Origin of the sequence: Aquisphaera insulae, assembly GCF_011064615.1 — a bacterium.
Lineage (GTDB): Bacteria > Planctomycetota > Planctomycetia > Isosphaerales > Isosphaeraceae > Aquisphaera > Aquisphaera insulae.
In genome coordinates this window covers 29,342-43,504 of record NZ_JAALJH010000046.1, presented here as the reverse complement: position 1 = coordinate 43,504, position 14,163 = coordinate 29,342, and the positions used below count along the sequence as shown (strand labels likewise).

The window sequence follows — 14,163 nt, the reverse complement described above, 5'->3', positions numbered from 1 at the left end:
TGTGGCTTTGTGCGGAAGATGAACGCGGCGGTCGAGCGCAATCGACTGGGCCTATAGCCTCGCGTCGTGGGCCCGAAGCAGCGAGGCCGCCTGCATGAGCCCGATCTTCTCAAGCGTGGCCAGGTGTTGCGCCGTCGTCTTCGGAGGATTCTTGAGGAGTGCTCGCTGGCTCTGTACGGCCCGGCACACCTCGTCCTCGAACCCATCGAGCAACCGAACGAGGAAGTCGTCCGGAGGAATGGCGATCACTCCGTGCGGTCGAGTCTGCTCTTCGGGGAAATCTCTCAGGTTGAACGTGACGATGTTCTCGACGCCGGCGTGGATCGCCGCGGCCAGCACATGCCGGTCGTCCGGATCGGGGAGAGTCAGCGAGGGGATGAGCGCCTCATATCCGTTCACCAGGCAGTCCGGCACGGCGGCGTCCATCAGGCTGCGACACCGGGCGAGGCTCTCGGCCGAAACGTTGGTCCGCGCGGCCAGGACGCTCCGCGTCCACTCTTCGTGGATGGCGGCGGTCCATCGCGGGCGGCACGCGCCGGTGATCCCCAGCCAGACGAAGAGGTCTCGAAGCGAGGGCGGGAAGAGGATGCATGAGTCGCAGATGACGGCGGGGGCGCGGCTCATTTCGGATCGACATCGTACAGACCGAGGTCCTCGGTCAGGGCCACCAGCTCCTCCATCGCCTTCACCTGCCTGGCGTACATCGAATCCTTGTAGGCCACCACGTCGCCCAGCAGCAACCGGCGGTGGGGACCGACCTTGCGAGCCGGCAGCGTGCCCTCGTCCACCAGCTTGACCACATAAGGGCGGGAGACGTTGAGGATGTCCGCCGCTTGCTGCGTGGATAATTCGGCGGCGACCGACGTGACCGTGACCGCTCGCCCTCGCCCCATCTCTTCCAGCACCTGGAGCAAGGCCCGCTCCGCCGACGGCGGGAGGGTGAGCGTCTCACCCGTCCCCGCGTCCCGGAATTCGAGCGAAGACTCACCCCGTTCGAGTCGAGAAGCCAATGCTCGCCCCGTTTCCCGGGCGATCTGCACTTCCGACTGCCCTGGTTCGATGATCTCGGGTCTGCTGATCGGCATGGCTCGCCTTTCCACGGGACGACCTGTGCATCTTGCCACAACGGCGAAACCAACGCAACAGACGAAATCAACGAAACAACAGTTCGGACTCATCCAGCAGACACGCAGACCAGTCAATCCATGAACCGAGGAGTTGCGACATCCCTCCCGGGCCTCACGGCTTCTGGTAGACGCGCACGTAATCGATCTCGTATCGCGCCGGGAACTCGGTCCTCGACGGGTCGCCGCCGTTGTCGCCGCCGACGGCCAGGTTCAGGAGCAGGTAATGCTCATGCTGGAATGGGTTGAGGCGGGCCGCGTCGCCGTTGATGGTCCCCGCCAGGCTCGTCTCGTTGAGCAATTCGCCGTCGACGTACAGGCGGATCGCCTTCTCGTCCCAGTCCATCCGCCAGACGTGGAAGGCCCTGGACCACTCGGGGTCCTTGAACTCGGCGATCGGCTTCTTGACGGTGTGCCACCTGGCGACGAATCGCCGGTCGGTGCCCCAGGCCACGTTGGCCAGCAGGATGCCGCGGTAGTACTCCATGATGTCGATCTCGCCGTTGGAGGGCCACGGGCCGGCGGTCCCCAGGGTCCAGAAGGCGGGCCACATGCCGGGCCGCGTGTCGATCCGGGCCCGGATCTCGAATCGGCCGTACTTCCACGCGTGCTTGCCGCGGGTCGTGACGCTGGCCGAGGTGTACTCGATCTTCTCCCGACCGCGCCTCCAGTCGCGGCTGCCGGCCGCGTGGCCCGGGTTGGGCTTCGTCTCGCGCCGCGCCTCGATGACCAGCAGGCCGCCCCGGCAGGCGGCGTTCTCCGGCTGATACCACTGGAGCTCGTTGTTGCGGACGAACCCCCGCTCGAACGTCCAGTCCTTCTCGTCCAGGTTCCCGTCCCGGTTGAACTCGTCTGCCCAGGCCAGCCGGTAGCCGTCCGCCTCGGGCTCCTCGGCCGCCATCGCCGTGGCCGCCGCCGCGGCCGAGAGGGTGATCGTCATCGCCGTCAGGAATGGCCGCATCGCAGACCTCCCGGGGTTCGCGCCGTGTGTGAGCCACCACCGACCCAGGATGGGCCCCGGCGGCGCGTGTGTCCAGGGTGGGGCGACGCACGGCCCGTCCGGCGGGCGGGCGTACCGGGGGCGCAAGGGGACCGGCCCGGCCGCCTTGGCCGGCCGCGCCGCCCAACCTGACGGGCCGGGATCAGGCCGGCTTCAGGGCCACCTTCCGGCCGGCCAGCCCGAGGTTCTCCTTCACGAACGTCTCGTCCCAGAGGTTGGAGATCACGGCCGCGATGTCGGGATTCTGGAGGGCCCAGAGGTAGGCCTTCTGGGGGGCCTTGAGGTCGCCCGGGACGATCCGCTCCACCTTCTGCACCCGCCAGTCGGGCACCGGCTGGAGGGCCTTGTGGTGGGTGGCGACGGCGTGGGCCGCCTTCATCGCGATCACGCCCAGGCCCTTGGCGGCGGCGTGGCGGAGCGCGTCGTCGACGTAGCCGCCGTTGATCACGTTGTAGGCGACCATGGCGGCGTCGTAGTGGCCGGCGTCGGCCGCGGCGCGGGCCACGCCGGCGGGGTCGTTGTGGGAGGTGACGCCCAGGAATCGGACCTTGCCCTGCTTCTTCAGGTCCTCGAACGTCGCGCGGATCTCGGGCGAGGCGAGGTCCTCGGGCAGGTCGGCCCCGTGGGGGCACATCAGCAGATCGAAGTGGTCGGTGCCGACCCGCTTCAGGCTCCCCTCGACCGACTGGACGATGGTCTCGCGCAGCTCCCGGCTCCCCTCGACCCGGGGGCCGAACTCGGGCTGCATGGCCGCGCGGAGGTAGGCCGCCTCGAAGGCGCCTTGCTGGCCGGGGAAGTAGGTCAGGTAGTAGCCGGGGTTCTCGACGCGTCGCGATTCCTTGATCGCGCGGGCCCTGGCGCGGATCTCCGCCCGCTTCGACTCCGGGAGGGCCTCGAGGACCTGGCGATACATCCGGGTCCGCACCGAGTTGAAGTCGCTCACCTTGGTGGTCAGGAAGACCCGGTCGCGCCGGCCGGACGAGGCCGCGAGGAGCTTGCCGTAGGCCCTCTCCGTGTCGCCCCGATTGTAGGCGGGGGCCATGTCCAGGTAGTTCAGGCCCATCTCCAGGGCCAGCTTGAGGTGACGGTAGTTCTCCAGGGTGATCGGGTCGCCGCCGCTGACGACCTCGGAGATCATCAGGCCGGTCCGCCCGAGCCGGCGATAGGCCATGCCGGGCTGCCTGTTCCGCCACTCCGCGTCCCCCTGGGCCCCGGCGGCCTCGCCCCCCGCCGCCGGATTCGCGGGCAGGACTCCCGCCCCGCCCACCATCAAGACGGCGGTGCCCGCCTGGAGGAAACTCCGTCGCGTCGCGCCTGTATCCTCGGGAATCGTGGGGGTCGGTCGTGCCATGGTGGGCCTCCGAAGGAGCAAGGGACCGGGTCTCGTCGGTGCGTTGCCCTGATCTTACGGGCAAAGATCGCGCCGGTCTGCGGCCTCATGCCCGCGGAGGCCTCGGCGGGCGGGCGGCCGCCGCGAACGGGCCACTCGCCCGCGCGGCCCGGCTCGCGAAGGTGCCCGCCCCCGCCGCCCGGGCGATCACGTAGACCGCCCCGTCGGAGAACGAGACCACGTAGAGGTTGCCGTCGGGGCCGGTCTGGACGTCGGTCCCGACCCCGAAGCCGGTGCCGAAGAGCAGGCTCTCGCTCTCGGTGACCTCGTGCTTGGCGGTGTTGTCCGCCACCCGGTCGGCCAGCCGGGGGTCGCTCGGGGCGATTTGTCGCCGGTCCCTCGACAGGTCGAAGCGGAAGAGGTAGCCCCCGTCCAGGGCGGTGGTCGCGGCGGCCACGAAGAGGTCGTTCCGATACTGGCGGCCCAGGGCCCGGCTGCTCAGGAAGCCGATGCCGCCGGGGGCCATCTCCCACCGCCAACTGAACTCCGGGTCGCTGTAGCGCGATCCGGGGAGTTGGACCAGCCGGGCGAGCGCCTCGGCCGGGGAGTCGGCGATCCGGTCGGGGGACCAGCGGCCCTGCTGGAGGTTGCGACCGCCGAAGGTGGTCTCGATCCCCCGGAACTCGGCGATCCGCCCGACCGGGCCCGCGACCTGGATCCAGCCGCCGTTCTCGCCGCGGCCGACGCGGTTCAGCTCGCTGAAGCTGTCGTCGCCGTTCTCCTGGAGCCAGAGGCCGCCGGAGGCCGGATCGAAGGCCATGCCGATGCTGTTGCGGTGGCCGTACGAGAAGACCTTGCGGATGCTCGCCACGGATTGCCGGACCTGGTCCGCCGTCAGGTCCACGCCGGAGGCCGAGGCGAGCCGCGTGACCTGCCGGGCATCGACGCGGGCGAAGGGGTTGTCGCGCGGGGCGGAGCCGTCGGGGTTGAGCCGCAGGACCACGCCGGTCAGGTGCGCCTCGTCGGGCGCCGGGCCGCCGAACTGGTCGTCGGGCCGGCCCGGCCCGAAGGGGCCCGAGCCGAGGTTCTGCATCCAGCCCCGGCGGCCCTCGTCGCCGACGAAGACGTAGAGCTTGCGGTCGGGCCCGAACCGGATCACGCCGCCGTTGTGACTGCCCGCCGGCGGCTGGCCCTCGTCGGCCTGGAAGGCACGCAGGCGGATGAGGGTCTTTTCATAAGTCAGGGACGATCCGTTCCAGAGGAAGCTGTCGACCCGGTTGCCCAGGAGCGGCACCTGGCCGAGATCCGTGCTGTCGGCGCCGGTGGAGCTCTCGGTCCAGAAGAGATAGACCCGCGGGTTCTTCGGGAAATTGGGGTGGAGCGCGATGCCGAGCAGGCCCCGCTCCGCCGCGGCGTTGACCGGGAGGTCCAGCACCGTGCCGGCGTCCACGCCGCCGACGATCCGGTGCACCTGGCCGGTCCCCTTCTCCAGCAGCAGGAAGTCGTCCTTGCCCAGGAACGCCATGGCGATCGGCTGGGACATGCCGCCGACGACGGTCCGGACGGAGAGGGTCGGGTCCAGGACCGCGGGGCCGCCCGCCAGCAGCGTGCGATCCTCGACCCGTTCCAGCTCCGGCCGGCGGCGACGGTCGGCGCGGTCCCCGCCCCGGCGGCGATCCCTGCTCGCCTCAAAGGGCCCGGGCGGCGACGGGCCCGCGGAGTCATGGCCCGTCGATCGCCGCGCGAGGATCGTCCCGAGTCGTCTCATCTCGGCATCTCCATCGTCGGGAAGGGGCGTGTTGACCCGCCGACTCGCGGCGGGGCCCGGGGACGGCGAACCCGGAAGGTCGTCCTGCCGTCGCGGCCTCGATCGGCCCGGAGGCCCTCGCACCGGGCCCGGCCGACCGGCCGTCGCGGCCCCCTGAGTCTCCGAGCCGCGAGAGCGGTCACGGCGGATCGAGGGGCGGATGGCGGCGATCTCGGATGTGGAAGACCTCGCCCCCGTGCGGCCACGGTTGATCGCGTGGTCGCGAAAGCCGCCGGCCGAAGCCCGTGCCGATCGCGGGCCGTCCCTCCCCGCCTCGTGCCTCGATCTCCCCTCCATCTTGGCCCCGGCCCCACGCCCCCGCAATCGGAGACCATCGGCCAGCCGGCAAATCCCCCGGATTGCCCGAGAGTCCGTCTTGAACCAGAATGGTCCCTCGGGTTGGCCCCTTCTGTGAGCCGGTTTAGCCCCAATACCGTTCAACGAAGGGCAGGGGCACACGGGCTTCGGCAGGGTCTCAAACCGCGATGGTACGAGACCGAGGTCGACGTCACGTCGGCTCCGAGCTGAGCCTGGGTGGCCGTGGTGGAACTCCACGGTGCGGCAAGCTGTCGCGCCCAACGGGCTTCGCCTGGAGGCCACGGCGGTCCCGTGGTGTTCCACCACGGCCACCCGGATCCCCTACGCGGTGGCCAGGAGTGTCCAGAACCGCCCTCAGGATCTGGGACGGTCCCGCCGGATGCGGTCGCCGATCCCTATCGGCACGCGACGAAGGCCACCGATTCGAGCCCGAAGACGATCAACGGCCGGCTCTCCCACTCACCAGGGCCGAACAGGTAACCACTGACGGAACGGGCGCAAATTTTGGATCGCCAAAATTTTTATTTTGCAGTACAGATACATCCGGATAGACTGCGCCCCGATCCGACACCATGCCTCTGGAGGGCCCGCCCAATGTCCGCGTACATCGACGCCCTTGTCGCCCCGATGCTCCTGATCGCCTGTTTGTCGCACGCCTCTCAGCCGAAGTTGTGGGCCGAGTTCTTCCGGGTCCTGACGCGGACCGGAGTGGCGCCGCTGATCATCGGCATGTACACCCTGCCGATCGGCCTCCTCGTGGTCGTCGGCCACAACCGGTGGGCCTGGGACTGGCCGGTGATGGTGACCGTCGCCGGCTGGGGCATGACGCTGAAGTCGATCCTCTACATGATCGTCCCGGGCGTGTCGGAGCGCATGCTCGCCAGGGCAGACCGGTGTAAGCGGGGATTCGGCGTCTTCCGCGTCGTCGGCCTGGTCGGGGCCGTGCCGTGCGCCGTGCTCACCTGGCAGGCGTTCCGTCATCTGCCCGCCTGACCGATGCCCCTCACTCCGCTCGCCCCGGCTCGTCCGCCGGCCGTCAAATACTTGTTGAAGAATTCAGCGCGGTCGGTTACACCTGAATCGTGGATGGAAACCGGCCAGACCTCGCCCCGAGGCGATCATGATGCGACTCGCGATTCTCGGCCTGGCCATGATCGTCGGTGCGGCTGCGGGCGGCCCGGCCGAAGGTGCGGACACGGCCAGCCCGGCGTCGCCGATCACCTTCGAGCGGCACGTTGAGCCGATCCTGACCCGCGCGGGGTGCAATTCGGGGCCCTGCCACGGGAAGGCGAGCGGGCAGAACGGGTTCAAGCTGTCGCTCCAGGGCTTCGACCCGGCTTTCGATCACATCGCGCTGACGCGAGAGGCGGGGGGCCGGCGCATGCTCCGGGCGACGCCCGAGGAGAGCCTGTTGCTCCGCAAGGCGACCGGCGACCTGCCGCACGGCGGGGGCCGGCGGCTCGAGCCGGGCAGCCCCTTCTACGAGACGATCCGCCGCTGGATCGTCGACGGGGGGCCTCACACCGCCGCCGATGCGCCGAAGCTGGTCCGGGTGGGGGTCGAGCCGACCGAGCGGGCCCTCCGGCCCGGTGAGTCGTTCGACCTCCGGGTGATCGCCGGGTTCTCCGACGGGTCCACCGAGGACGTGACCCGGCTGGCGACGTTCGGGTCGAGCGAGGCCACCGCGGTCGCCGTCGATCCCGGCGGCAAGGTCAAGGCGGGCCAGCTCGCGGGCGAGGCCACGATCTCGGCGCGTTACGAGGGGCTGTTCGCCAACTGCGACGTCCTGGTCCCGCTGGCCGGCGCGGTCGCCCCGGCCGTGTATGACGCCTTCCCCCGGTCGAACTTCATCGACGATCTCGCGGTTGGGAAATGGAAGAAGCTGGGCCTGACGCCCTCGGCCGTCGCGGGCGACGCCACCTTCCTGCGGCGGGCCCACCTCGACGTCATCGGCCGGCTGCCGACGCCCGACGAGGCCCGCGCGTTCCTGGATGACCGATCGCCGGACAAACGAGCCCGGCTCGTGGATCGGCTGCTGTCACGCCCGGAGTACGCCGACCACTGGGCGACGAGGTGGATGGACCTGCTCCGGCCCAATCCCTACCGGGTGGGGATCAAGGCGGTCTTCAACCTGGACGCCTGGATCCGCGACGCCTTCCGGAAGAACCTCCCGTACGACGAGTTCGTCCGCCGGATCGTCACGGCCCAGGGGAGCTCGTTCGAGCCGGGGCCGAGCACGATCTTCCGCGACCATCGCGAGCCGATCGAGATCGCGCCGGTGGTCAGCCAGCTCTTCCTTGGCATCCGCCTCGAGTGCGCCAAGTGCCATCACCACCCGTTCGAGTCGTGGAGCCGGGAGCAGTTCTACGAGTTCGCGGCCTTCTTCTCCCGCGTCGGCCGCAAGGGGACGGGGCTCTCGCCGCCGATCTCCGGGAGCGAGGAGATCGTCTTCAACGCCGCGTCGGGCGAGCTCCGGCACCCGGCGACGAACGCGGTGCTCGACCCGAAGCCCCTCTTCGGCGAGGCGAAGGTCGGCGGCGGCCCCGAGTCGGATCCGCGCGAGGCGCTCGCCCGCTGGATGACCGCGGCGGACAATCGCTACTTCGCCCGGGTGATGGCCAACCGCGTCTGGGGCGACCTGATGGGGACCGGGATCGTGGACCCCGTCGACGACATCCGGGCGACCAATCCGCCCAGCAACGGCCCGCTCCTGGACGCCCTGGCGGACGACTTCCGCGGCCACGCCTACGACGTCAAGCACCTGATCCGGACCATCATGGCCTCGACCGTCTACGCCCTGTCCTCGGAGCCGAACGCGCGGAACGTCGCCGACCTCCGGAACTTCTCCCGCCACTACCGCCAGCGGCTCCGCGCGGAGACGCTGGTGGACGCGGTCACCGACGTGACGGGCGTGCCCGACGCCTTCAGCGCCGCACCGCCGCGGAGCCGGGCGGCGGCGACCTGGACCAATCGCATCCCGTCCCTCTCCCTCGACACGTTCGGGAGGCCGGACCCGAACCAGGATCCCCCCTGCGAGCGGACGGGCGACACGGCCGTGGTCCAGGCCCTCCACCTGATGAACTCGCCCGCGATCCACCAGAAGCTGACCTCGGACCGGGGCCGGATCGCGACCCTGGCGAAGGGGGGAGCGACGCCGCCCGAGATCGTCGAGGAAGCCTACCTCCGCGCCTACGGCCGCCGCCCCGCCGGCGACGAGGCGAGCATCGCCGGGGACCTCTTCCGGGAACCGGGGAAGGCCCGCCGCGCCGCGATCGAGGACCTCTTCTGGGCGCTGATCAATTCGCCCGAATTCGTGTTCAAGGATTGAGGATATGTCCCGAACGCGCATGCTGCCGGTGATGCCGAGCCCGGGGAAGGGGGACAGGCACCTCGAAGACTCGGAGCCAGTCCCCGTTTCCCTCAGCCCCCCGGCCTCGCGCTGTTGATACGGACCCTCCCCCGCCCGCTTTCTCTCCACCCTCCCGCAGAGGCAACCGTCATGGCCACCCCCAGGAACTGCCAGTCCTCCATGACCCGCCGCGACTGCCTCCGGCTCGGCCTGGGCGCCCTGATGGGGGGCGGGCTCGTGGAGTCCCTCCGGGCCCGCGGCCTGGCCGCCACGCCGGGGGCGGGCGCGGGCTCGAGCTCGAGCTCGCGGCCGACGAGCTGCATTCTGGTCTGGATGGACGGCGGGCCCAGCCACTACGAGACCTTCGACCCCAAGCCCGCCGCCCCCGCCGAGATCCGCGGCGATTTCCGCCCCATCGAGACCTCGGTCCCGGGCGTGCGCTTCGCGGAGCCGATGGCGCGGCTGGCGGCGATCGCCGACAAGCTGAGCATCATCCGATCGATCCGCCACGACCAGGGGAACCACGGGGCGGGCAATCATTACATGATCACGGGGGCACCGCCGCGGATCCCCGTCGGCTGCGGGGCGTTCGTGAGCTTCCACCCGAGCATGGGGGCGGTCACCGCCCGCGAGCGCGGGGCGGCCGGCGGGCTGCCGCCGTACTTCTCCATGCCCAGCATGACGCGGTCCGGCGGGCCCAACTTCCTGGGGGCGAAATACGCCCCGTTCGTCGTCCCGGATGACCCCAACTCGTCGAGCTTCCGCGTCCGCGACGTCGCCCCGCCGGGGGGCCTCGAAATTACCCGGGTGGACGACCGCCGCGGCCTCCGCGAGCGGCTCGACCGGTTCCGCCGCTATGCCGACAAGGCGGCCGGCGACCCGGCGCTGGCCCTCGACGAGTACTACCACCAGGGCTACGAGCTGATGGCCTCGCCGATGGCCCAGCGCGCGTTCGACGTCTCCCAGGAAGACCCGCGCGTCCGCGACCATTACGGCCGCCACTCGTTCGGCCAGCGCTGCCTGCTCGCCCGCCGGCTGGTCGAGGCGGGGGTCCCCTTCATCACGCTCAACGAGGGGGGCTGGGACCACCACGTCTCGCTCTTCGACGGCTTCCGCAAGCGGATGCCCCGGTTCGAGGGGGCGGTCGCCGCGCTCATCCAGGACCTGGACCGGCGCGGGCTGCTCGAGTCGACGCTGGTCGTCGTGCTCGGCGAGTTCGGGCGGACGCCGAAGATCAACAAGGACGCCGGCCGCGACCACTGGTCGAACGCCATGTCGGTGCTGATGGCCGGCTGCGGCACCCCCGGCGGCCAGGTCGTCGGCGCGACCGACGCCCAGGGCTACGCCGCCAGCGAGCGGATCCTGGCGCCGGAGAACCTCGTGGCCACCATCTACGCCAAGCTCGGGATCGACCCCGGCAAGATCCTCTACACCCCGAGCGGCCGCCCCACCTTCCTGGTCTCCGACCCCACCCCGATCCGCGAGCTGATGGGATGAGAGGCTGTTCCGCGGGACGGCCGCGCGGGAGCCCGGCTCCCCTCTGGTCACTCTTCGCTAGAAGTTATCCTAACCCGCAAGTCGCCCGGCCAATCCGAGGCCTCGGCCCGAGGACGTCCGAACCGGGAGGTCGAGGCTGGCGCGATGAAAAGTTGGCCTGGACGCCCCGGGCGTCTTGTCCAGGATTCGTTGCGCGGGAACGAGGCCTGTCGGCAAGCCTCGGCTTGCGCCTGGCTCGGCAGGAGCCTCGCCCTCCCGGTCCCCGGAGCGGCTCTTCTCCGAATGGGAGGGCGAGGCTCCTGCCGAGCCAGGCACGGGCTGGCGATCGCGCCGGGGCCAGGTTCCCAACCGCATCGCGAGCCACGTCAGGCGCAAGAGGAACCGTCGCGTCCAGGTCCCGGCTGTGGGGCAGTCAATACTTACCTTTCATCGCGCCAGGTCGAGGCTCCTGCCGAGACGGGCGGGCCTTTGAGACGTATGGTGTCCAGCCAAAACTCGCACCACTGGTGCGAGAATTATCCTGGATCCACACCAGGAGCCTTACCTGATGGGACCGACTCCGAGGCCACTTCATCGCGCCGCCTGGCCGATCGCGATCGCCCTGCTGCTCGCCGCGTCGGGACGGGCGGCGACGGCCAAGCCGCCGACGCTCACGGGCTTCTTCCCGGCCGGGGCGGAGCGCGGGCGTTCCGCGTCGGTGACGATGTCCGGGAGCTTCGACCACTGGCCGGTGGGCGTCTGGGTGGAGGGGGATGGCCTCAAGGTTGAGCCCTCGAAGGAGAAGGGGGTGCTCTCGGTCGTCGTCGCGGGCGACGCGAAGCCCGGCGTCCGCTGGATCCGCATTTACGACAAGGACGGGGCGACGGGCCTCCGCCCGTTCGTCGTCGGCGTGCTGCCGGAGGCCGCGGAGGCGGAGCCGAACGACGACCCGCTCGCCCCCCAGCGGATCGGGGCCGGCCCGCCGCGCACCACCATCAACGGCCGCCTCGGCAAGCGCGGGGACGTCGACGGCTTCGCGGTCGAGCTCAGGGCCGGGGCAATGCTCACGGCCGACGTCGAGGCCAACCGCCGCCTCGGCTCGCCGATGGACGGCGTGCTCCAGGTCGTCTCGGCCGACGGCTTCGTCCTCGACCAGGCCGACGACGACGGCGGCGGCGGATTCGACCCGCGGCTCGTCTTCCGGGCGCCCGCGGACGGCACGTACATCGTCCGCGTCTTCGCCTTCCCGGCGACGCCGGACAGCAGCATCGAGCTCGCCGGCGGCGACGCGTACGTCTACCGGCTGACCCTCACGACCGGCGGCTTCCTCGATCACGCCTTCCCGCTGGCCGTGCCGCTCGACGGGCCGGCGCGGGTGGCCGCCCTCGGGCCGAACCTCTCCGGCTCCGATCCCGACTCCGCCCTGGCCGTCCCGCCCGGCGACGGCAAGGACGACGGCGGCCGATCGGGGCGACTCACCCTGTTCCACCCCCGCCTTCCCGGCAGCGTCCAGGTCCGCCGGGTCGCGGCCGCGGCCGCGGCGACGGTCGAGGCGGAGCTCAACGGGGCGGACAAACCCCAGCCGCTCGCGGACCTCGCCTCGATCAGCGGCCGGATCGACCCGGCCGGCGATCGGGACGTCTATCGGATCGCGCTCAAGAAGGGGGAGGCCCGCCTCTTCCGGCTGGAGTCGCGCGGGTTCGGCCTGCCGCTCGACGCCGTCCTGGCGGTCCAGGACGCCACGGGCAAGGGCCTGGCCGAGACCGACGACGTCGGCGAATCGAAGGATCCGGAGCTCCGGTTCACGCCCGCGGCCGACGGCGAATACCGGATCGTCGTCCGCGACCTCCACGGCCGCGGCGGTCCCCGGTTCGCCTACCTCCTGAGCGTGGTCCGCCCCGCGCCCGACTTCGGCCTGGCGCTCGCGGCCGACGCGTTCGAGCTGACGCCCGGCAAGCCCGCCAGGGTCGTCGTGACGGTCGACCGCCAGGAGGGTTTCGCCGGCGAGATCGAGGTCCGCGCCGAGGGGCTCGTCGCCGGCCTCCGATGCACGACGGCCGTGTCCCGATCCGGCGACGACTCGGCGAAATCGGTGACGCTGGAGCTCCTCGGCCCCGTCGATGCCCGGCCCGGCTCGTTCCGCGTCGTCGGCCGGCCCGTCGCCGCCGACGGCCGCGAGCGCGAGCACGAGCGCGTGGCCCGATCGAAGATCGCGGGATTCGACGCCGAGACGGAGCACCCCTGGCTCACCGTGCTCCCCGCCCCCGCGGCGGCGAAGCCCTGAGCCCGCGGCCCGAGCCCGCCGGCCCGCGTCCATTGACAAGTGAAATCATCTATGATTCCATGTTATCCACAAGAACATTACCTCGGCTTCCGGCCTCAGAGGAGGTAGCCGCGGAGCCAGAGGACCGCCGCCAGGCCGATCCAGAGCCAACCCATGATCCGGCCCAGGCGGTCGATCCACGTCGGCTCGGCTCGCCATCGGCCGGCCAGCCGGAGCGACAACCAGGCCCCCGCCACCGCGAAGCCCACGCGGTCCCCGTAGAGCACCAGGAATCGCCCGCTGAACGCAGAGCCCGGGAAGTCCCAATCGCCGTCATGGCCGGGGATCGTGGCATGGTCGTCGAAGGTCACCACGCGTCCCGTGGCCCTGGTGATGCCCAGCCAGCAGGCGATGACGACGAGCGCCGCCAGGGCGGCCATGCAGGCCGCCGCCCCGGGCTTGCGAGCGAGGCGGCGTATCGACGGCCGCGGCGGCCGCATGGTGATCGCGAGTGCCGCCATCGTCCCGATCGCGAGATGGGGCGTCACCAGGTCGAGCAGGTGCACGAAGGCATTGTGCGCATCGACGGGTTGCCGCCAGCGCAAGAGGGCGAAGGCCCAGTCCGGCCGATTGACCCACAGCCCGGCGGCAACCGCTGCGAGGAGGATCATGGCATCGGTCAGTCGGAACGGCCGGCGTATCATGGGATCGGCCCTCTCCGCGGGTGGGGACTCATTCAAAGCAACAGGGACCGGAGCCAGAGGGCCGCCGCCAGGCCGATCCAGAGCCAACCCATGATCCGGCCCAGGCGGTCGATCCACGTCGCCTCGGCCCGCCACAGGCCGGCCAGCCGGAGCAACAGCCATGCCCCCGCCACGGTGAACCCCACGCGATCCCCATACACGACGAGCCACATCCCCACGTCCGCACCGCTCGCGGAGCCGCCTCGGCCGTGGCCTCCACCGTTGGGGAGGAAGGACACGTGTTGCATGAGATCCACGACGCGGCCCGTCGCCGTCGTCGTCGCGGCCCAGGCGGAGATGAGCAGGAACACCGCCGACGCGACCGTGCACGCCACCGTGCCTGGCCGCCGTGCGACCCGTCGCCGAGACGGTCCGGGCCTCCCCATCGCGATGGCGACCACGGCGACGGTCATGGCGGCGACGTGAGGCAGGAGGAGACGCAGGATGTAATCGACCCGGCTATAGGAATTCGACGACGACGACCAGGGGAACGAGCCGCGCCAGTCGATCCGATTGGCCCAGAGCCCCGCGGCCACGGCCGCGACGAGGATCATCGCGTCGGTGAGCCGGAAGGGCCTGGTTCTCATCGAGCGGACTCCGAAAGCACCGGGCCGGCGAACGTCATCCCCGGAGATTACCCCGCGGCGGCCCTTCGCATCAACATGGTCATCGGCGCCTCGGGCGCTTGTCCGCCGCGGGGAGACGCGATAGCGTATGACGGATTCCGATTCCGCATGTGGCCCATCAAGGGGG

11 protein-coding genes are annotated in these 14,163 nt (G+C 70.8%); 4 read left to right on the top strand and 7 right to left on the bottom strand.

The features are described from left to right. Positions 1-51 precede the first annotated feature (51 nt). The 5 genes from G6O54_RS22135 to G6O54_RS22115 form a co-directional block, all read right to left on the bottom strand. Positions 52-624 carry a PIN domain-containing protein gene (locus G6O54_RS22135; protein ID WP_165228120.1) on the bottom strand — a complete coding sequence of 191 codons (573 nt, stop codon included), beginning with the start codon at positions 622-624 and terminating at the stop codon, positions 52-54. After that, on the bottom strand, positions 621-1,085 hold the full coding sequence (locus G6O54_RS22130) for a helix-turn-helix domain-containing protein (RefSeq protein WP_165228118.1): 465 nt from the start codon (positions 1,083-1,085) through the stop codon (positions 621-623). The genes G6O54_RS22135 and G6O54_RS22130 overlap by 4 nt, the downstream gene beginning before the upstream one ends. Before the next feature lie 154 nt (positions 1,086-1,239). Beyond that, a complete protein-coding gene (locus tag G6O54_RS22125) occupies positions 1,240-2,025 on the bottom strand; it encodes a glycoside hydrolase family 16 protein (protein ID WP_369432150.1) in 786 nt (261 codons plus the stop codon). Between the two features lie 241 nt (positions 2,026-2,266). Then, entirely contained in the window at positions 2,267-3,475 is a 1,209-nt protein-coding gene (locus G6O54_RS22120) for an aldo/keto reductase (protein ID WP_165228114.1), read from the bottom strand. An 85-nt stretch (positions 3,476-3,560) separates the two neighbouring features. Next, positions 3,561-5,222 carry a PQQ-dependent sugar dehydrogenase gene (locus G6O54_RS22115; protein WP_165228112.1) on the bottom strand — a complete coding sequence of 554 codons (1,662 nt, stop codon included), beginning with the start codon at positions 5,220-5,222 and terminating at the stop codon, positions 3,561-3,563. 951 nt (positions 5,223-6,173) lie between these two features. On the opposite strand from G6O54_RS22115, the gene G6O54_RS22110 reads away from it, so the two are divergent. The 4 genes from G6O54_RS22110 (at position 6,174) to G6O54_RS22095 (ending at position 12,688) form a co-directional block, all read left to right on the top strand. Beyond that, complete coding sequence (locus G6O54_RS22110) at positions 6,174-6,572, top strand: hypothetical protein (RefSeq protein ID WP_165228110.1); 399 nt, start codon at positions 6,174-6,176, stop codon at positions 6,570-6,572. 127 nt (positions 6,573-6,699) lie between these two features. Next, positions 6,700-8,907, top strand: coding sequence for a DUF1549 and DUF1553 domain-containing protein (locus G6O54_RS22105; protein ID WP_165228108.1), 2,208 nt, complete (start codon positions 6,700-6,702; stop codon positions 8,905-8,907). A gap of 171 nt (positions 8,908-9,078) precedes the next feature. Then, positions 9,079-10,425, top strand: coding sequence for a DUF1501 domain-containing protein (locus G6O54_RS22100; RefSeq protein WP_165228106.1), 1,347 nt, complete (start codon positions 9,079-9,081; stop codon positions 10,423-10,425). Positions 10,426-10,972: 547 nt separating this feature from the next. Next, positions 10,973-12,688 carry a PPC domain-containing protein gene (locus G6O54_RS22095; RefSeq protein ID WP_165228104.1) on the top strand — a complete coding sequence of 572 codons (1,716 nt, stop codon included), beginning with the start codon at positions 10,973-10,975 and terminating at the stop codon, positions 12,686-12,688. A gap of 95 nt (positions 12,689-12,783) precedes the next feature. Here the strand turns inward: G6O54_RS22095 and G6O54_RS22090 are convergent, their stop codons facing one another. Together G6O54_RS22090 and G6O54_RS22085 are read right to left on the bottom strand one after the other, a co-directional pair. Next, positions 12,784-13,371 (bottom strand): hypothetical protein, encoded by a 588-nt coding sequence (locus G6O54_RS22090; protein ID WP_165228102.1) that lies wholly within the window; start codon positions 13,369-13,371, stop codon positions 12,784-12,786. Between the two features lie 32 nt (positions 13,372-13,403). Next, the gene (locus G6O54_RS22085; protein ID WP_165228100.1) at positions 13,404-13,997 is read right to left on the bottom strand and encodes a hypothetical protein; all 594 of its coding nucleotides are present in this window, start codon (positions 13,995-13,997) and stop codon (positions 13,404-13,406) included. Between the last annotated feature and the right edge of the window lie 166 nt (positions 13,998-14,163).